Here is a 17,709-nt window from a genome sequence, read left to right as displayed (position 1 = left end):
CTCAAGAGGCGGCAGGCAGATTGCGCCGCGTGACGAGGCCACATATGCGCTGGCTTCATTGCGCCGATAAGCTGGACAATCCGGAATGGCTTGTTCACCATGGCGAACAATGGCCGATCCCGATTTGCGCGATCTCGACGTCTTCCTGGCGGTCGCCCGCACCCGCAATTTCCGGCGCGCGGCGGTGGAAATTCGCGTGTCGGTGTCGAGCCTTAGCCAGCGCCTACGGGATCTCGAAGAGCGCCTCGGCGTCCGCCTGATGAACCGCACCACCCGCAGCGTGGCGCTGACCGAGGCAGGCGAGCTGCTGCTGTCGCGCGTCGCTCCGGCCCTGCGCGACGTCGGCGACGCCCTGGATCAGGTGCGGGGCCTGCGCGAGGTCGCGTCGGGCCGCCTGCGCATCAACGCGCCGCCGCCGGCGGTCGATCTCGTGCTGGCGCCGATGGTCGGGCCATTCCTGGAGGCGCATCCGCAGGTCGATCTCGACATCGTCTCCGAAAGCGGCTTCGTCGACATCGTCAGCGCCGGCTTCGACGCCGGCGTGCGCTATGGCGAGCATCTCGCGCAGGACATGGTGGCGATCCCGCTGAGCGGCCCGCAGAGCTATGTCGTCGTCGCTTCGCCCGCTTACGTCGCGCGTCGCGGCAGGCCGGGGCATCCGAAGGATCTGCTCGACCATGATTGCATTCGCGCCCGCTACTCGAGCGGCGTCATGCACGATTGGGAGTTCGAGAAGGCTGGCCAGCTGATGAAGGTCGATCCTCCGGCCAAGCTGATCTCGACCAATATGGGCCTCGCCATGCGCGCTGCGCTCGACGGCGTCGGTATATGGGCAACGCTCGATGGCTACGTCCATGAAGCGCTGAAGTCGGGCGCGCTGGTCAGCTTGCTTCAGGATTGGTGCGAGCCGTTCCCGGGCCCGTTCCTGTATTATCCGAGCCGGCGCCAGATGCCGCCGGCCTTGCGCGCTTTCATCGACTTCGTCGCGGACTGGCGCAAGCGCGAAACACGCCGCGCATAAACCTCAGAGCATGCTCGGCAGCACGCGATCCGGCGGCTTGTGCGCGTCGAGGAAGGTACGGATGTTGATGATGACCTTCTCGCCCATCTCGACGCGGCCTTCGATCGTGGCCGAGCCCATATGCGGCAGCAGCGTCACCTTGCCGGCCTTGGCGAGCCGCACCAGTTTGGGATTCACCGCGGGCTCGTGCTCGTAGACGTCGAGGCCGGCGCCGCCGATCTCGCCGGCTTCGATCAGCTTGATCAGCGTATCCTCGTCGGTGACCTCGCCGCGCGCGGTGTTGACGATGTAGGCGTCCTTGCGGATCAGCTTCAGCCGCCGCGCCGACAGCAGGTGATAGGTCGCCGGCGTGTGCGGGCAGTTCACCGAGAGGATGTCCATCCGCGCCAGCATCTGGTCGAGGCTTTCCCAATAGGTCGCCCCCAGCTCTTCGGCGATCTTCGGCGCCACCGGCCGGCGATTGTGGTAGTGGATCTGCAAGCCGAAGGCGCGGGCGCGGCGCGCCACCGCCTGGCCGATGCGGCCCATGCCGATGATGCCGAGACGCTTTCCGCCGATACGGTGGCCGAGCATCCAGGTCGGCGACCAGCCGGCCCAGGGTTTTCCTTCAGTCATGATCGATGCGCCTTCGATCAGCCGGCGCGGCACGGCCAGGATCAGCGCCATGGTCATGTCGGCGGTGTCTTCGGTCAAAACCTTCGGCGTGTTGGTGACGGTGATGCCGCGGGCGTGCGCCGCCTCGACATCGATATTGTCGACGCCGTTGCCGAAATTCGCGATCAGGCGGAGCTTGCAGTCGGGCTGGTTGACGATGTCGGCGGTGATTTGGTCGGTGACGGTCGGAACCAGCACGTCGGCGGTGCGCGCGGCCTCCGCGATCTGCTCGGCCGACATCGGCGTGTCGTCGAGATTGATCCGCGCGTCGAACAGCTCGCGCATCCGTGTCTCGATCGAATCCGGCAGCTTGCGCGTCACGACGACGAGGGGCTTTTTCTTCACCGACATGTCCTGCTCTCATCAGGCGTCGCAAGCCGCCTCTGTCGCCAAAGGCCGGCCGTTCAGGCCTCATTAACCCGGTTGTTCGACACTGCCCTTGCCGCGTCGTCCCCGGCGTTTCCTTCAAGCTCTCCCGACATTTCCACGCGGAAAATCGGGACAAACTGGTTGTTCAAGTGCCCGTCCTCTCTAGCAGAAGGCCGGGCCAAGACAAGAACCACGGACCTGGCTTCGGGAACACCCGCGGGGAGCGGGAAAGAGGGCATGCGGCAGGGTTTGGACTTTGGGGTGAGGGCCCGGCTCAGCCGGTCCTGGACAGGAGACGGGTTAATGGCGTTGGGGCGTTTTTGTGCGGTGATGGCGCTCGTTTGCGGCTGGTTGAGCGCCTCGGTCAGCCCCGGGCATTCGGCGAAGGACAATACACCGCAGACCGCCAGCGGCCTGCCGGTGCCGCGCTATGTCAGCCTCAAATCGGATCACGTGAACGTCCGCGCCGGCCCGACCAAGGACAATGACGTGGCCTGGGTCTACACCCGCTCTGGCCTGCCGGTCGAAATCACCGCCGAGTTCGAGAACTGGCGCCGGGTGCGCGACTCCGAAGGCGCCGAAGGCTGGGTCTATCACTCGCTGCTGTCGGGCCGCCGCACTGCGGTCGTGACCATGAAGCACAAGGACGACCTCGCGCCGATCTACGACCGTGCCGATCCTGACAGCGCGATTGCGGCAAAGCTCCAGGCCGGTGTCGTTACGCAAGTGAAGAAGTGCAGCGCAAACTGGTGCCGCGTCAGCGGCAACGGGTTTGACGGCTGGATCCAGCAGGAGCGCCTCTGGGGCGTCTACTCGGACGAGCAGGTGAATTGACGCCGCAGGCGTCATCCCGGGATGGCGCGAAGCGCCGGACCCGGGATCTCGAGATTCCGGGTTCGGTGCTACGCACCGCCCCGGAATGACCATGCAAATAGCAATGGCCGGGACAAGCCCGGCCATGATGACTAAATCAGCAGTTTAGGATTGATTCTCAGCGCTTCTTGCGCAGCCGCACGACCATGTCGATGCGCGCGATCTCGTAACCCTCGGGCACCTCCGGCATCTTGGACAGCGCCAGATGCGGATCCTCGATATCGACCAGCTCATGGCTGTTCTCGAGGTAATAATGGTGATGCGTGGTGACGTTGGTGTCGAAATAGGTCTTGGTGCCGTCGACGCTGACCTGACGCAGCAGGCCGGCATCGGTGAGCTGATTCAGCGTGTTGTAGACGGTGGCGAGCGAGACCGGAACCTTGGCCAGGGTCGCTTCCTCATAGAGCATTTCAGCCGTGAGGTGGCGTGCTCCCTTGCCGAACAGCAGCCAGCCAAGCGCCATCCTTTGCCGCGTCGGGCGAAGGCCGGCGGACTGGAGCATTTCGTTGACGTCGTGCCAGGGGCAGCCGGTCAGGGCCGGCTGGCGTCCGGACAGAAGGGCCGCCGTGTGGGCGTCTTCGTCATGATGGGGCGCGTTGTTTTCGCTCATTTCCAAATTCGGGCACGCGTGAACACTGTCTCTCCAATATAATATATGGAGAGATAGATGCAGATGCAAGTTTCTCGCAACTAGAGCGGTTCTAATCGGACGAGGAACCGGGCCACGTCCCGGTCATTTTACCTTCATGTGTGCGCTTTGCTACCCGAAAAGGCCTGTGTTAGAGAGCGCGCGGTTCCGCTTAACCGATTTTGGCGCGGTCAGGCATTGAGGCCGGCCCGTAGCCGATCCGGGCTCTCGGCATTCACGCCTGTTGACGGCAATGGGCGTTGCTTTCCGAACAGGGACGGGGCCCATTTTCGCCAGAAACGCCGCTCAATCGGGTTCGAACACAGAGGTTTCCGCATGCTGAACAGGCGTAACGGTTACGAATTTGAAGATTTACTGGCATGTGCCCGCGGCGAGATGTTTGGCCCGGGCAATGCACAATTGCCGCTGCCGCCCATGCTCATGTTCGACCGCATTTCGGACATCAACGAGACCGGCGGCGAATTCGGCAAGGGGCTGGTGCGCGCCGAGCTGGATGTGAAGCCCGATCTCTGGTTTTTCGGCTGCCACTTCAAGAACGATCCGGTGATGCCCGGCTGCCTCGGCCTCGATGCTCTCTGGCAAATGGTCGGCTTTTATCTGGGCTGGAGCGGCGGCGAAGGTCGCGGCCGCGCGCTTGGCCTGAGCGAGCTGAAGTTTGGCGGCCAGGTGCTGCCCGAGGCCCGCAAGGTTGTGTACAACGTCGATATCAAGCGGGTGATGCGTTCAAAGCTCGTGCTCGGTATCGCCGATGGATGGCTTTCGGTCGACGACCAGATTATTTATCGCGCGAAGGATCTGAAAGTCGGCTTGTTCAAGCAGGGCACGAGCCTGAGCTGAACGCATCACCAAGAAAGACAACGATTTAGGCGAGGCTGTCATGAGGCGGGTTGTGGTCACCGGGATGGGCATTGTCTCCTCCATCGGAAACAACACCCAGGAAGTGCTTGCGAGCCTCCACGAGGCGAAGTCAGGCATCACGCGGGCGGAGAAATATGCCGAGCTCGGGTTCCGTTCGCAGGTTCAGGGCGAACCGACGCTGGATCCTTCGACGGTGATCGACCGGCGCGCGATGCGTTTCCTCGGCCAGGGTGCGGCGTGGAATCACATCGCGATGGAGCAGGCGATCCAGGATTCCGGTCTCGGGCCCGACGAAGTCTCCAACATCCGCACCGGCATCATCATGGGCTCCGGCGGTCCGTCGGCCCGCACCATCGTCGAAGCCGCCGACATCACCCGCAGCAAGGGACCGAAGCGCGTCGGACCGTTTGCAGTGCCGAAGGCGATGTCGTCGACGGCGTCGGCGACGCTTGCGACCTGGTTCAAGATCAAGGGCGTGAACTATTCGATCTCGTCGGCCTGCGCGACGTCGAACCATTGCGTCGGCAATGCCTATGAGACGATCCAGATCGGCAAGCAGGACGTCATCTTCGCCGGCGGCTGCGAGGAGCTCGACTGGTCGCTGTCGGTGCTGTTCGACGCCATGGGCGCGATGTCCTCGAAATACAACGACACGCCGGCGACCGCCTCGCGTCCCTACGACGTCAACCGCGACGGTTTCGTCATCGCCGGCGGCGCCGGCGTGCTGGTGCTGGAAGAGCTCGAACATGCCAAGGCGCGCGGCGCGCGGATCTATGGCGAGATCGTCGGCTACGGCGCGACATCGGACGGCTACGACATGGTCGCTCCTTCCGGCGAAGGCGCCGAGCGCTGCATGCGCATGGCGATGTCGACGGTGAAGACCAAGGTCGACTACATCAATCCGCACGCGACCTCGACGCCGGCCGGCGATCCGCCGGAGATCGATGCGCTGCGCCGCGTGTTCGGCGCCGGCGAGAAGTGCCCGCCGATCTCGGCGACCAAGGCGCTGACCGGCCATTCGCTCGGCGCGACCGGCGTGCAGGAGGCGATCTATTCGCTGCTGATGATGAACAACGGCTTCATCTGCGAAAGCGCGCACATCCAGGAGCTCGACCCTGTGTTCGCCGACATGCCGATCGTGCGCAAGCGCATCGACAACGTCAAAATCGGCACCGTGCTGTCGAACTCGTTCGGGTTCGGCGGCACCAACGCCACGCTGGTGTTCAGCCGGCTCGATGCGTGAGCCCAGCACTCTGTCATGCCCCGCGAAGGCGGGGCATCCAGTACGCCGCGGCCTTGCGATTACCATGACTGTCTCGGAATACTGGATCGCCCGCCTGCGCGGGCGATGACGTCGAAAATGGGAGTGACGGCTGCAATGGAAGGTTTGATGAAGGGCAAGCGCGGTCTGATCATGGGCATCGCCAATGATCATTCGATCGCCTGGGGCATGGCGAAGACGCTGCATGCCCATGGCGCAGAGCTTGCCTTCACCTTCCAGGGCGATGCCCAGGGCAGGCGCGTCAAGCCGCTGGCGGAGCAGCTCGGCGTGGAGCTGGTGCTGCCTTGCGACGTCGAGGATATCGCCAGCGTCGATGCCACCTTCGCCACGCTCCGTGAGACATGGGGCCAGCTCGACTTCGTGATTCATGCGATCGGCTTTGCCGACAAGAACGAGCTGAAGGGACGCTACGCCGACACCAGCCGCGAGAATTTTTCGCGCACCATGGTGATCTCCTGCTTCTCGTTCACGGAGGTGGCAAAACGCGCCGCCGAGCTGATGCCGCAGGGCGGCAGCATGATCACGCTGACCTACGGCGCCTCGATGCGCGCGATGCCGAACTACAACGTGATGGGCGTCGCCAAGGCGGCGCTGGAAGCCTCCGTGCGCTATCTCGCCACGGATTTCGGACCGCGCGGCATCCGCGTCAATGCGATTTCCGCCGGCCCCGTGCGCACGCTCGCCGGCTCCGGCATCGGCGAGGCGCGTGCGATGTTCGCGTTCCAGCAGAAGCACTCGCCGCTCGGCCGCGGCGTCACGCTCGACGAGCTCGGCGGCTCGGCGCTGTATCTGTTGTCGGACCTCTCCGGCGGCGTGACCGGCGAGATCCATTATGTCGATTCCGGCTACAACATCGTCCTGATGCCGAAGCCGGGGGATTTGAAATCGTCGGACTAGCTTCGTAGGGTGGGCAAAGGCGCGCTCTTCGCGCGCCGTGCCCACCATTTCTCGGCGATCGCGATACAAGTGGTGGGCACGCTTCACTTTGCCCACCCTGCGGATCTCTGAGCTTGCTTAACCCGCCGCGATCTTCTCCGCGCGCTGGAACGCAGGCCGTGCCATGCAGCGCGCGAGATAGGCATCGAAGGCCGGGCGCGACGGCACCATCTTGAACAGGCGCACCGCGAAGTTGAGGCCGGAGCCGACCGTGATGTCGGCGGCGGAAAATTCCTCGCCGAGAATCCACGGGCCCTTGGTGAGCGCAGCTTCCAGCACGTCGAAGACCTGCGTTGCGCTGCCCCAGGCCGCGGTCGAGGTCGGGATCTCGATCTTGGTGAAGATCTGGATGATGGCGGGCTCGATGCAGCCCGGCGAGAAGAACAGCCATTGCAGATAGCGCGCGCGGCGCGGATCGGTCACCGCGGGCGCGAGCTTGGTCTCGGGATAACGGTCGGCAATGTAGGCGCAGATCGCCGCGGCTTCGGCGAGCGCGGCATTGCCGTCGGCGAGTGCCGGCACCTTGCCCATCGGATTGATCTTGAGGAAATCCGGCGCCTTCTGCGCGCCGGTCGAGATGTCGGTCAGCACGCGCTCATAGGGCAGGCCGCTCTCCTCCATCAGCCAGAGCGTCGTGAACGAGCGCGAGCGGGGCGACCAGTAGAGCTTGATCATGGCGCGGAACCTTCTATCGGCGGGAGGCGAACAGCGCAATTCATGCCGCGTTTGCCGCGCATTCGCAACGCACTACGCCTAGGCAGAAGGCAAGCGGCGTGAACGACATGTGGATCAACGTTCTTTGGCGTCGCTTTGACTCGCTGCTGATCGAACACCGAGCAAAAGCGGCAGCGTCTTGTCGAGGCTTTCGGTCAGCATGGCGCGCACGCCGTCGCGCAGTGCGGGATTGTCGGCGGCATCTTCAGGGCGCGTTGGAAACGATTCTGCGGGTAATTCGCGATAGGGGCCGCCGATTTGCCTGCCCAGAAGCCTCTGCACCACCAGGGAATGATGCACGTTGATCAGCGCAGAGCTCTGTCTGACAACGGAGAAGTCGCGCCCGTCAAAGATGCGGATAAACGCCAGGGCATAAAGATAGATGCGACGCCCTAGCACTACATCCTGGTTGAGGATGCCGAAACCGCGGACCGTATAGTTCGATGTCCCGATAGGGCTGATTGAATTGAGGATCTGGATGTAGTGCCGGCAATTCGTTCCTTTCACGACCTCGCGCATGTATCCGGCCAGCTCCGCGTTGAGATCGCGGAACAACCTGTCCTTCAATGTGTCCTTGGACTCATCGCGGGGAGGAAATTTCGCCGGGGTGTAGGGGATTCTCAGAACGGACACTCCGGCAGGGATCGCGGCGCGAGTCCGCGCGAAGATCAGATCGTTGAGCCCCCAGCCCGGGATCGGGATCACCATCTTCTTGTTCTGGAATACGGTGAGGCCGGTCGTCAGCACGGTGAACTCATCGCCGGTGGTGACCACGACACCGAAGTCGCACGAGCCGCCGACCACGGGAGCGGGCTTGCCCGTCGCTTCACGCCCCGTAGTCGACTTGCTTTTGGCTTGCTTGACGGCCGGTCCTGCCGTTTGCGTCCCTGGTGGTCCCGATTTGGTCTGCGCCGAAGTAGATGTCGAAAAGCACGACAGGACAGCCGCAACGACGACCAACCGGGCCAGAACGTCAAATGCGGCCCAGCCGCAGGAAGCGGACGAGCGGTATCCTTTGTCGCGTCCCGTCGGCAAGGGTGCTTACTCGCCCTTGATGTATGCTGGTAGATACTTGTCCAACTGGGCCGTGAGCAGGTTGCGTGTGCTGTCACGCAGCAATGCACTGTTGGTCACCTGTTCAGGAGTCTTGGGAAACTCGAGATTGTTGAGAATTTGCATATTGTCGTTCTTGTTGGAAAAACTCGAAGCAAGCACATCTCCGAAGCTCCGGGTGGGCGCTCGATGGATGTCGAAAGTCCGTCCGTCAAAAACGTTGATACGGAAATAGGCAACCACGACGCCGCGCCCGGAAGGGCTCGCCCAATTCTTGTAGACCCCGAGGCCCTCTATTGACTGATTGGTGCCATCAACCGAAACGCGGGCCTTCGTGGCTACGACGTAGCGTTCGCAATTTGCAGTTCCGGCGATCTGCCGCACCAGGGCTATCAGGTCGTCGCGGTCATTGCGGAACAGTTTCGCTTCCGGATGATAGTAAGGCTTGAAGGCTCCGCTTGCGTAAGCGATTTTTCGGACAGCCGTGCCGGGAGCCGCGGCTCGAACCTTCGCGACGAACAGATCATCGATGCCCCACGTCTCGATCGGCGCCTCCAAATACTCGTTGCCGAACATCGTAAGGCCGACATGTTGCACCGAGAAACGGTCTCCGATCGCGGAAATGACGCCGATCTGACACGGGCCGCTCTCCGCCGCTGCAGGCTGTTGTGCAGCCGGTTTGGCCTTCGGCGCTGCCTTCTTGACCGCCGGCTTGGCCGGCGCCGCAGTCCGAGCGGGAGGCGCGGCGGGTGTTGTAGGAGTTTGCGCGGCTGCCGAGGTCCAAATGGACGAGAGCACGATCAGCGAGACAGCAATGCGGAGCATGGATTCCGGGAAAACAGAGGCAAGAGGTCATCGGTCTCGCCACACTAGGTGGGGATCGTGACAACCGCAAGCTGCAGCCGGAGATCGCTGTCTATTCGCTGGGCCGTTGCCGCTTCCACCGGTAGTATTTCATCACGAACCCGTTCGACGGTTCGATCTCTTCCTTCTCGAACACAAAACCCTCGCGCTCATACCAGCGCCAGGCCTTTTCGTTCTCGCGCACGCAGCGCAGATAGATTTCATCCGGCATTTGCGTGCGCGCGAAGGCGAGCAATTGCCGGCCGAGCGATTGACCCTGATAGGCGGGCGCGACGAACAGCATGTCGAGATAGCGTTTTGGCAGGTGCAGCGCCAGCATCGCGGCGATCGTGCCGTTGTCGTCGGCGACGAACAGGCTCCAGCCGCCTTCGATCTCGCGTCGGATCCGCGCGCGCAGGTTCGCGAGCAGGAAGTTGCTGGCTTCGGCGAGCCCGGTGGAGACCCAGCTCTCCATCCAGACGCGGCCGATCTCGTCATATTCGTCGGCGCGGGCGGGACGGATGATCGGATGCGACATCGGGGCCTCAGGCCCGTTGGCCGCGCACGGACGGCGGTGCGCGGACCTTGCCGGCCGACAGGCACACCACCTCGGAGATTTGCAGGAGCTGCCGCGCCAGCGGGCTGGTCTTGCGCCAGACCATGCCGATGGTGCGCGAGGGCTGCGGGTCGCGGAAGCGCGACAGCGAGACCGAGGCCGATCGGGTCTCCACCGGCACGGCCATCTCCGGAATCAGCGTGACGCCGATGCCGGCGCTGACCATCTGGACCAGCGTCGACAGTGAATTCGCATCCAGCATCTCGCGGGGCGGCGCCGATTGCATGTTGCAGAACGACAGCGCCTGATCGCGGAAGCAGTGGCCTTCCTCCAGCAGCAACAGCCGCATCTCCCGCATCATCTCCCGGGAGGGCACCGGCGTTCCCTCGTCCGCGCCCGGCCGGACCAGCAGGAACTTCTCATCGAACAGCGCGACCTCGGTGAGCGAGGGCTCGGACACCGGCAGCGCGACGATGGCGGTGTCGAGCCGACCTTCCACCAGTTCCTGGATCAGCCGCGGCGTCATCGTCTCGCGCACGCGGATGTCGAGCTCCGGATGCAGGCGCGTGAGATTCTTGGTGATCTTGGGCAGGAGATAGGGCGCGATCGTCGGGATCATGCCGATGCGCAGGCGGCCGGCGAAGCGGTCCTGCGAGGCGCGGGCGAAATCGCCGAGCTCATCGACCGAGCGCAGGATGTCGCGGACGCGAGGGGCGAGTTCCTCGCCGAACCGGGTCAGCGCGACCTGCCGGGCGCTGCGCTCCAGCAGCAGGCCGCCAAGCGCCTCCTCGAGTTCCTTGATCTGCATCGACAGGGCCGGCTGCGAGATCGAGCACGCCTCCGCCGCGCGGCCGAAATGGCCGTGGCGCGCCAGCGCGTCGAAATACCGGAGCTGGCGGACCGTCACGTTGACCATCAGAAAATCCTATCGCAGCGATCATTAAAGTCAACTTCCCCTGATGGAATGCGAGGCTTAGAGTGGTTCTACCTGGTCAAAGGCGCGAGTTCGACGCCACCAGAGGAGGTATTCATGGACGACAATTCAAAGTGCCCGTTTTCGGGTGGAAAACGCGTGCCGGCGAACCGCGATTGGTGGCCAACCCAGCTCAGCATCGAGATGCTGCACAAGAATTCCGGCCTGTCCGATCCGATGGGCGAGGGATTCGACTATGCCAAGGAGTTCAAGACCCTCGACCTGAACGCGGTCATCAAGGACCTGACCGCCTTGATGACGGACTCGCAGGAGTGGTGGCCCGCCGATTTCGGCCATTACGGCGGTCTCATGATCCGCATGGCCTGGCACAGCGCCGGTACCTACCGCATCACCGATGGCCGTGGCGGCGCCGGTGCCGGTCAGCAGCGTTTCGCGCCGCTCAACAGCTGGCCCGACAACGCCAACCTCGACAAGGCGCGCCGTCTGCTGTGGCCGATCAAGCAGAAATATGGCCGCAAGATCTCCTGGGCCGACCTGATGGTGCTCGCCGGCAACGTCGCGCTGGAGTCGATGGGCTTCAAGACGTTCGGTTTCGCCGGTGGCCGCGCCGACGTCTGGGAGCCGGAAGAGCTCTATTGGGGTCCCGAAGGCACGTGGCTGGGCGATGAACGCTACAGCGGCGAGCGTCAGCTCGCCGAGCCGCTGGGCGCGGTGCAGATGGGCCTCATCTACGTCAATCCGGAAGGCCCGAACGGCAAGCCGGATCCGATCGCCGCGGCCAAGGACATCCGCGAAACGTTCTTCCGCATGGCGATGAACGACGAGGAAACCGTGGCGCTGATCGCCGGCGGCCATACCTTCGGCAAGACCCATGGTGCCGGCGATCCGTCGCTGGTCGGAGCGGAGCCGGAAGCGGGCGCGCTCGAGCAGCAGGGCCTCGGCTGGAAGAGCAAGCACGCTTCGGGCATTGCGGGCGATTCCATCACCAGCGGTCTCGAGGTGACCTGGACGACGACGCCGACGAAGTGGAGCAACAACTTCTTCGAAAACCTGTTCAAGTACGAATGGGAGCTGACGAAGAGCCCGGGCGGTGCGCATCAGTGGACGGCCAAGGGCGCCGACGCGATCATTCCCGACGCGTTCGACAAGTCGAAGAAGCATCGGCCGACGATGCTGACCACCGACCTCTCGCTGCGCCTCGATCCGGCCTATGAGAAGATCTCGCGGCGCTTCCATGAGAACCCGGATCAGTTCGCGGACGCCTTTGCCCGCGCCTGGTTCAAGCTCACCCACCGCGACATGGGCCCGATCGTGCGCTATCTCGGCCCGCTGGTGCCGAAGGAGACGCTGATCTGGCAGGATCCGATCCCGGCCGTGAATCACGAGCTGGCCAGCGAGCAGGACATCGCCGCGCTGAAGGCGAAGATCCTGGCCTCGGGCCTCTCGGTCTCCGAACTGGTCTCGACGGCGTGGGCGTCGGCCTCGACGTTCCGCGGCTCCGACAAGCGTGGCGGCGCCAACGGCGCGCGCATCCGGCTCGCACCACAGAAGGACTGGGAGGTGAACCAGCCGGCTCAGCTCTCGAAGGTGCTCGGCAAGCTCGAAGCGATCCAGAAGGAGTTCAACGCCTCGGCCGGCGCGAAGAAGATCTCGCTCGCCGACCTGATCGTGCTCGGCGGCACCGCAGCGGTCGAAAAGGCTGCCAAGGATGCCGGCGTCGAGGTGAAGGTCGCCTTCACGCCGGGCCGCATGGATGCCTCGCAGGAGCAGACGGACACTGCCTCCTTCGCGCCGCTGGAGCCGCGGGCCGATGGCTTCCGCAACTATGTCGGCAAGAAGCATCAGTTCCTGCAGCAGGAGGAAGCTCTCGTCGATCGCGCCCAGCTTCTGAAGCTGAGCGGACCTGAGCTGACGGTGCTGGTCGGTGGCCTGCGTGTGCTCGGCGCCAATGCGAACGGGTCGAAGCACGGCGTCCTCACCGCGAAGGCGGGCACGCTGAGCAACGACTTCTTCGTCAACCTGCTCGACATGAGCGCGCAGTGGACCCCGGCGGCTGACGGCACATACGAAGCCCGCGACCGCAAGACCAATGCGGTGAAGTGGACCGGCACGCGCGCCGATCTGATCTTCGGCGCGCACTCGCAGCTCCGCGCCTTCGCCGAGGTCTATGCCACCTCGGACTCGAAGGAGAAGTTCGTAAAGGACTTCGCCAAGGCCTGGACCAAGGTGATGAACCTCGACCGGTTCGACATCACGGGCTGAGTTGCTGCACCTCTCCCGCTTGCGGGAGAGGTCGCGCCGTAGGCGCGGGTGAGGGTTCTCTCCTCGTTGGGAGTCTCTCTGCGGAGACACCCTCTCCCCGACCCTCTCCCGCGAGCGGGAGCGCAGCGCTCCCGAAGTAAGCGGCAAACAAAAAGGGCGGCCTCTCGGCCGCCCTTCGTGTTTCCGATGTGCGGAGCGAGACTTACTCGCCGGCCGCTTCGCGCGGAGCCTTCTCGCCGTCGCCGCCCTTGGCCTCGAGGTCCTCGCCGGTGGTCTGGTCGACCACCTTCATCGACAGCCGGGTCTTGCCGCGGTCGTCGAAGCCGAGCAGCTTGACCTTGACCTTGTCGCCTTCCTTGACGACGTCGGAGGTCTTCTGCACGCGCGCCGAAGCGAGCTGGCTGATGTGGACGAGGCCGTCCTTGGAGCCGAAGAAGTTCACGAAGGCGCCGAACTCCATCACCTTGACGACGGTGCCCTCATAGATCTGGCCGACTTCCGGCTCGGACGCGATCGACTTGATCCACTTGATCGCGGCCTTCATCGCCTCGCCGTCGCTGGAGGCGACCTTCACGGTGCCGTCGTCCTCGATGTTGACCTTGGCGCCGGTCTTCTCGACGATCTCGCGGATCACCTTGCCGCCGGTGCCGATCACTTCGCGGATCTTGTCGGTCGGGATCTTGAAGGTCTCGATGCGCGGCGCGTATTCGCCGAGCTCGGCGCGGGCGTTGGTGAGCGCCTTGGCCATTTCGCCGAGGATGTGGATACGCCCATCCTTGGCCTGACCGAGCGCGACCTTCATGATCTCCTCGGTGATGCCCTCGATCTTGATGTCCATCTGGAGCGAGGTGATGCCCGCTTCGGTGCCGGCGACCTTGAAGTCCATGTCGCCGAGATGGTCCTCGTCACCGAGGATGTCGGAGAGCACCGCGAAGCGCTTGTCTTCGAGGATCAGGCCCATCGCGATGCCCGCGGTCGGCCGCTTCAACGGCACGCCGGCGTCCATCAGCGCGAGCGAGGCGCCGCAGACCGAAGCCATCGACGAGGAGCCGTTGGATTCGGTGATCTCCGAGACCACGCGGATCGTGTAGGGGAACTCGTGATGCGGCGGCAGCACCGGGTGGATCGCGCGCCAGGCGAGCTTGCCGTGGCCGATCTCGCGGCGCTTGGTGCCGCCGAGGCGTCCGGTCTCACCGACCGAGTAGGGAGGGAAGTTGTAGTGCAGCAGGAACGTCTCTTTGTACGTTCCCGACAGCGCGTCGATATACTGCTCGTCCTCGCCGGTGCCGAGCGTGGTCACGACCATCGCCTGGGTCTCGCCGCGGGTGAACAGCGCCGAGCCGTGGGCGCGGGGCAGCACGCCGACTTCGGCGATGATGTTGCGCACGGTCTTGCTGTCGCGGCCGTCGATGCGCTTGCCGGTGTCCAGGATGTTCCAGCGAACGATCTTGGCTTCGAGCTCCTTGAACACGCCGCCGATGCGCAGCTTGTCGTATTTCGGCTCCTGCCCTTCGGGGAAATAATGGGCGATCACCTTTTCCTTGACCTTGCCGACCGCGGCGTAGCGATCCTGCTTGATCGGAATGGCGTAGGCGGCGCGCAGTTCCTGCTCGACGAGGCCGAGCATTTCCTTCTCGAGCGCCGCATTGTCGATCACGGTGACCTCGCGCGGCTCCTTCGCGGCCTTCTCGGCGAGATCGATGATCGCGTTGATCACCGGCTGGAAGTGACGGTGACCGAACATCACCGCACCGAGCATGATGTCTTCGTTCAGTTCCTTGGCTTCCGATTCCACCATCAGCACCGCGTCGGCGGTGCCGGCGACGACGAGGTCGAGCTGGGTGTCGACCATCTCGTCGAGCGTCGGGTTGAGCACATATTCGTCATTGACGAAGCCGACGCGCGCGGCGCCGATCGGGCCCTTGAACGGAGCGCCCGACAGGGTCAGCGCAGCCGATGAGGCCACCAGCGCCACGATATCGGGATCGTTCTCCATGTCGTGCGACAGCACGGTGACGATCACCTGGGTCTCGTTGCGCCAGCCGTCGACGAACAGCGGACGGATCGGGCGGTCGATCAGGCGGGAGACCAGCGTCTCCTTCTCGGTCGGACGGCCCTCGCGCTTGAAGTAGCCGCCGGGAATGCGGCCCGCGGCGTAGGTCTTCTCCTGGTAGTCGACGGTCAGCGGCAGGAAGTCGACGCCTTCGCGCGGCGCCTTCGCGGCCACCACGGTGGCGAGCACCACGGTCTCGCCGTAGGTCGCGACGACGGCGCCGTCGGCCTGGCGCGCGATCTTGCCGGTTTCAAGCTTGAGAGGGCGTCCACCCCAGTCGATCTCGACTGAATGCTTATTGAACATAGAGGTCTTCTTTCATGGGTTCTCGAAAGAAGGGACGGCTCGAAAAACAAAAACCATGCGCAAGATTGCGGGACGCCGATCGAAGCGGCGATCAGCGTCCTGCGATCCTGCCATGGTTTCTGGATTTCGGATGGCGTCCATCCTTTCGGGTCATACGGGCGCCTTGCCCGTTGCGCCCAGCCGCCGGATTGCTGCTGGACTGTCAGTCGGCACGAACGCGAACACCGAACCTCGGTCTTCGCCCATCATGCCCCGGATGCGAATCATCACTCGAGTATGATCCGGAAAAGTGCGAAGCGGTTTTCCGAAAAGATCATGCTCAAACAACAATCCAAAGTGCGATTCTTATCGCGCTTTGGGCCCGCACCCGACGCGTACGCAGCCTCGATCAAAAACCTTTAAACAAACGCTTTCGTTCGAAACCACGCGCGAAAACGCGCGCCGTTGGCGCGCGCAGGAACACTTAACGACGAATGTTGTGCTTCTCGAGCAGCGCCTTGTAACGCGCCTCGTCCCGCTTCTTCAGGTAGTCGAGGAGCGAACGGCGGGTCGAGACCAGCTTCAAGAGGCCGCGACGCGAATGGTTGTCCTTCACGTGGGTCTTGAAATGGTTGGTGAGGTTGTTGATGCGTTCCGACAGGATCGCGACCTGAACCTCCGGCGAGCCGGTATCGCCGGCCTTGGTGGCATTCGTCTTGATGACTTCCGCTTTGCGTTCTGCGGCAATCGACATCGTCAATTTCTCTCGTTGCGACCGGAGCTGGCAGTCAGGCCGGTCAGGTTGAACACACGCTTGGGGATGATTTCGCCATTGCCAACTTCAGCAAGCGCGAGAAGCCGGCCTGCCACCGTGACATAGACTGTGCCGCTACAATTGGGCGCATCCCGTCCGCGCAACAAAACGGCCTGGCCCCGATGGAGCCTTGCCGCATCAGCCCGAGTGACGGCCAGTGCCGGGATGTCGTCCAGCGCGGTCTCAACGGGCATAAGCGCGTCGGCGAGGCTGCCCTCGCCGGACGCGGCTCTATCGCACAAAGCCTCCAACTGATCCAGCGGAATCATGTCGTTTTCGCCGAATGGGCCGACCAGCGTCCGCCGCAGCGCGCAGATATGGCCGTAAGTGCCGAGAATCCGGCCCATATCGCGGGCCAGGGCGCGCACATAGGTGCCCTTGCCGCACTCCGCCTCGAACGTGGACCTGTCGCTATCCGGTTGATCTACAAGGGATAAATGGTGAATCTCGACCGGGCGGGGGGCCAGTTCCACGATCTCGCCGTCGCGGGCGAGGTCATAGGCGCGCTCGCCCTGGATCTTGATCGCGGAATAGCGCGGGGGAACCTGCTCGATCACCCCGGTGAAGCGGGGCAGCAGGGCCTCGATGGCCTCCCGGGTCGGGCGCTGGTCGGAGGTCGCGGTGATCCGGCCCTCGATGTCGTCGGTATCGCGCTCCTCGCCCCAGCAGACGGTGAAGCGGTAGCGCTTGCGGCCGTCCATGACGAAGGGAACCGTCTTGGTCGCCTCGCCGAGCGCGATCGGCAGGCCGCCGGAGGCGAGCGGATCGAGCGTACCGGCGTGTCCCGCGCGCTTGGCCTGGAACAGGCGCTTGAGCACGGCGACGGCCTGCGTCGAGGTCATGCCGATCGGCTTGTCCAGCACGACCCAGCCATGGACGTCGCGCCGGTCGCGGCGCGGCTGATTGCCCTTCTGCTTGTTGGCCCGAGGATCGTTGTTGACGCGGCGCGGCTCCTGATGCGGCTGCGTATCGCCGCCGATTTCCGCAAAATTATTTTTCTGCACATCGCGCGCATCGGGCTCGTCGCCGCCGATCGTGCCGTGAGCCGGGTCCATCATCATCGCTCTTCTTCCCGATCCGTATCCGGATCCTGTTCCAGGTCCTTCTGCACCGCAGGCGTTCGCAAAAGCTTCTCGATCCGTTCCGCCTCGTCGAATCGTTCGTCGACGCGGAAGCGAAGGTCGGGTGCAAATTTCAGGTTAACGCGCCGCGCGACTTCGCCGCGCAGGAATTTCTTGTTGCGCTCGAGCGCCGCGATGACGACCTCGGTGTCGCGGCCACCGAGCGGCATCACGTAGATTGTCGCGAGCTTCAGGTCGGGCGACATCCGCACCTCCGGTACGGTGATGATGTGACCTTCGAGGTCCGCATCATGCACAATGCCTTGCGCCAGAATATCGGCCAACGCATGGCGAACCTGCTCGCCGACGCGCAACTGGCGTTGCGAGCCGCCGGTGGCGGAACTCTTCTTCTGATGGTGGCGGGGCATGGTTCGAAAATCACCTCGTCATGCCCGTGTTTGGGACACGAGCATTGTCATTTGTCCTGTTGAA

At 63.8% G+C, this 17,709-nt stretch carries 17 protein-coding genes; 6 read left to right on the top strand and 11 right to left on the bottom strand.

Features of this window, described 5'->3' with window-relative positions:
- Positions 1–109: 109 nt before the first annotated feature.
- Complete coding sequence (locus tag ACXJMY_RS06730; RefSeq protein ID WP_456618526.1) at positions 110–1,021, top strand: LysR family transcriptional regulator; 912 nt, start codon at positions 110–112, stop codon at positions 1,019–1,021.
- 3 nt (positions 1,022–1,024) lie between these two features.
- Here the strand turns inward: ACXJMY_RS06730 and ACXJMY_RS06725 are convergent, their stop codons facing one another.
- On the bottom strand, positions 1,025–2,026 hold the full coding sequence (locus tag ACXJMY_RS06725; protein ID WP_456618525.1) for a 2-hydroxyacid dehydrogenase: 1,002 nt from the start codon (positions 2,024–2,026) through the stop codon (positions 1,025–1,027).
- A gap of 321 nt (positions 2,027–2,347) precedes the next feature.
- Here ACXJMY_RS06725 and ACXJMY_RS06720 point away from each other — a divergent pair, with 321 nt between their 5' ends.
- A complete protein-coding gene (locus ACXJMY_RS06720; protein WP_456618524.1) occupies positions 2,348–2,878 on the top strand; it encodes an SH3 domain-containing protein in 531 nt (176 codons plus the stop codon).
- A gap of 157 nt (positions 2,879–3,035) precedes the next feature.
- Here ACXJMY_RS06720 and irrA read toward each other — a convergent pair whose 3' ends face one another.
- Positions 3,036–3,527: an iron response transcriptional regulator IrrA gene (irrA, locus tag ACXJMY_RS06715; protein ID WP_456618523.1), complete on the bottom strand. Its 492-nt coding sequence runs from the start codon at positions 3,525–3,527 to the stop codon at positions 3,036–3,038.
- A 354-nt stretch (positions 3,528–3,881) separates the two neighbouring features.
- On the opposite strand from irrA, the gene fabA reads away from it, so the two are divergent.
- The 3 genes from fabA (at position 3,882) to fabI (ending at position 6,603) form a co-directional block, all read left to right on the top strand.
- The gene (gene fabA, locus ACXJMY_RS06710; RefSeq protein ID WP_456618522.1) at positions 3,882–4,403 is read left to right on the top strand and encodes a bifunctional 3-hydroxydecanoyl-ACP dehydratase/trans-2-decenoyl-ACP isomerase; all 522 of its coding nucleotides are present in this window, start codon (positions 3,882–3,884) and stop codon (positions 4,401–4,403) included.
- 40 nt (positions 4,404–4,443) lie between these two features.
- Positions 4,444–5,667, top strand: a complete 1,224-nt coding sequence (gene fabB / locus ACXJMY_RS06705) for a beta-ketoacyl-ACP synthase I (protein WP_456618521.1) — start codon at positions 4,444–4,446, stop codon at positions 5,665–5,667.
- A 135-nt stretch (positions 5,668–5,802) separates the two neighbouring features.
- Positions 5,803–6,603: an enoyl-ACP reductase FabI gene (gene fabI, locus ACXJMY_RS06700; protein WP_456618520.1), complete on the top strand. Its 801-nt coding sequence runs from the start codon at positions 5,803–5,805 to the stop codon at positions 6,601–6,603.
- Between the two features lie 117 nt (positions 6,604–6,720).
- Here fabI and ACXJMY_RS06695 read toward each other — a convergent pair whose 3' ends face one another.
- The 5 genes from ACXJMY_RS06695 to ACXJMY_RS06675 form a co-directional block, all read right to left on the bottom strand.
- Positions 6,721–7,317, bottom strand: coding sequence for a glutathione S-transferase family protein (locus ACXJMY_RS06695; protein WP_456618519.1), 597 nt, complete (start codon positions 7,315–7,317; stop codon positions 6,721–6,723).
- A 114-nt stretch (positions 7,318–7,431) separates the two neighbouring features.
- Positions 7,432–8,391: a hypothetical protein gene (locus ACXJMY_RS06690; RefSeq protein WP_456618518.1), complete on the bottom strand. Its 960-nt coding sequence runs from the start codon at positions 8,389–8,391 to the stop codon at positions 7,432–7,434.
- Positions 8,392–8,397: 6 nt separating this feature from the next.
- Positions 8,398–9,234 (bottom strand): hypothetical protein, encoded by an 837-nt coding sequence (locus ACXJMY_RS06685; protein WP_456618517.1) that lies wholly within the window; start codon positions 9,232–9,234, stop codon positions 8,398–8,400.
- 91 nt (positions 9,235–9,325) lie between these two features.
- The gene (locus ACXJMY_RS06680; RefSeq protein WP_456618516.1) at positions 9,326–9,790 is read right to left on the bottom strand and encodes a GNAT family N-acetyltransferase; all 465 of its coding nucleotides are present in this window, start codon (positions 9,788–9,790) and stop codon (positions 9,326–9,328) included.
- Between the two features lie 7 nt (positions 9,791–9,797).
- Positions 9,798–10,724 carry a LysR substrate-binding domain-containing protein gene (locus tag ACXJMY_RS06675; RefSeq protein WP_456618515.1) on the bottom strand — a complete coding sequence of 309 codons (927 nt, stop codon included), beginning with the start codon at positions 10,722–10,724 and terminating at the stop codon, positions 9,798–9,800.
- Positions 10,725–10,838: 114 nt separating this feature from the next.
- Here ACXJMY_RS06675 and katG point away from each other — a divergent pair, with 114 nt between their 5' ends.
- Positions 10,839–13,004 carry a catalase/peroxidase HPI gene (gene katG / locus ACXJMY_RS06670; RefSeq protein WP_456618514.1) on the top strand — a complete coding sequence of 722 codons (2,166 nt, stop codon included), beginning with the start codon at positions 10,839–10,841 and terminating at the stop codon, positions 13,002–13,004.
- A 202-nt stretch (positions 13,005–13,206) separates the two neighbouring features.
- Here the strand turns inward: katG and pnp are convergent, their stop codons facing one another.
- The 4 genes from pnp to rbfA all read right to left on the bottom strand — a co-directional run bounded on the left by pnp (position 13,207) and on the right by rbfA (position 17,645).
- Positions 13,207–15,363 (bottom strand): polyribonucleotide nucleotidyltransferase, encoded by a 2,157-nt coding sequence (pnp, locus tag ACXJMY_RS06665; RefSeq protein WP_456618513.1) that lies wholly within the window; start codon positions 15,361–15,363, stop codon positions 13,207–13,209.
- Between the two features lie 463 nt (positions 15,364–15,826).
- The gene (gene rpsO, locus ACXJMY_RS06660; RefSeq protein WP_018644188.1) at positions 15,827–16,096 is read right to left on the bottom strand and encodes a 30S ribosomal protein S15; all 270 of its coding nucleotides are present in this window, start codon (positions 16,094–16,096) and stop codon (positions 15,827–15,829) included.
- A 2-nt stretch (positions 16,097–16,098) separates the two neighbouring features.
- Positions 16,099–17,217 (bottom strand): tRNA pseudouridine(55) synthase TruB, encoded by a 1,119-nt coding sequence (gene truB / locus ACXJMY_RS06655; protein ID WP_456618512.1) that lies wholly within the window; start codon positions 17,215–17,217, stop codon positions 16,099–16,101.
- Positions 17,214–17,645 carry a 30S ribosome-binding factor RbfA gene (gene rbfA / locus ACXJMY_RS06650; protein ID WP_456618511.1) on the bottom strand — a complete coding sequence of 144 codons (432 nt, stop codon included), beginning with the start codon at positions 17,643–17,645 and terminating at the stop codon, positions 17,214–17,216. The genes truB and rbfA overlap by 4 nt, the downstream gene beginning before the upstream one ends.
- Between the last annotated feature and the right edge of the window lie 64 nt (positions 17,646–17,709).

The organism is Bradyrhizobium sp. P5_C12 (assembly GCF_054049735.1).
Note: the sequence above shows the minus strand (reverse complement) of the source record. Positions and strands in the feature narration are given on the sequence as shown.

Excerpts from the sequence above, each read along its gene's own strand:
- ACXJMY_RS06720 (WP_456618524.1), top strand. The coding sequence starts at position 2,348 with ATGGCGTTGGGGCGTTTTTGTGCGGTGATGGCGCTCGTTTGCGGCTGG.
- fabB (WP_456618521.1), top strand. The coding sequence starts at position 4,444 with ATGAGGCGGGTTGTGGTCACCGGGATGGGCATTGTCTCCTCCATCGGA.
- ACXJMY_RS06675 (WP_456618515.1), bottom strand. The coding sequence starts at position 10,724 with ATGGTCAACGTGACGGTCCGCCAGCTCCGGTATTTCGACGCGCTGGCG.
- katG (WP_456618514.1), top strand. The coding sequence starts at position 10,839 with ATGGACGACAATTCAAAGTGCCCGTTTTCGGGTGGAAAACGCGTGCCG.
- ACXJMY_RS06725 (WP_456618525.1), bottom strand. The coding sequence starts at position 2,026 with ATGTCGGTGAAGAAAAAGCCCCTCGTCGTCGTGACGCGCAAGCTGCCG.
- fabA (WP_456618522.1), top strand. The coding sequence starts at position 3,882 with ATGCTGAACAGGCGTAACGGTTACGAATTTGAAGATTTACTGGCATGT.
- ACXJMY_RS06685 (WP_456618517.1), bottom strand. The coding sequence starts at position 9,234 with ATGCTCCGCATTGCTGTCTCGCTGATCGTGCTCTCGTCCATTTGGACC.
- truB (WP_456618512.1), bottom strand. The coding sequence starts at position 17,217 with ATGATGATGGACCCGGCTCACGGCACGATCGGCGGCGACGAGCCCGAT.
- pnp (WP_456618513.1), bottom strand. The coding sequence starts at position 15,363 with ATGTTCAATAAGCATTCAGTCGAGATCGACTGGGGTGGACGCCCTCTC.
- fabI (WP_456618520.1), top strand. The coding sequence starts at position 5,803 with ATGGAAGGTTTGATGAAGGGCAAGCGCGGTCTGATCATGGGCATCGCC.
- rbfA (WP_456618511.1), bottom strand. The coding sequence starts at position 17,645 with ATGCCCCGCCACCATCAGAAGAAGAGTTCCGCCACCGGCGGCTCGCAA.
- irrA (WP_456618523.1), bottom strand. The coding sequence starts at position 3,527 with ATGAGCGAAAACAACGCGCCCCATCATGACGAAGACGCCCACACGGCG.
- ACXJMY_RS06730 (WP_456618526.1), top strand. The coding sequence starts at position 110 with ATGGCCGATCCCGATTTGCGCGATCTCGACGTCTTCCTGGCGGTCGCC.
- ACXJMY_RS06680 (WP_456618516.1), bottom strand. The coding sequence starts at position 9,790 with ATGTCGCATCCGATCATCCGTCCCGCCCGCGCCGACGAATATGACGAG.
- ACXJMY_RS06695 (WP_456618519.1), bottom strand. The coding sequence starts at position 7,317 with ATGATCAAGCTCTACTGGTCGCCCCGCTCGCGCTCGTTCACGACGCTC.
- rpsO (WP_018644188.1), bottom strand. The coding sequence starts at position 16,096 with ATGTCGATTGCCGCAGAACGCAAAGCGGAAGTCATCAAGACGAATGCC.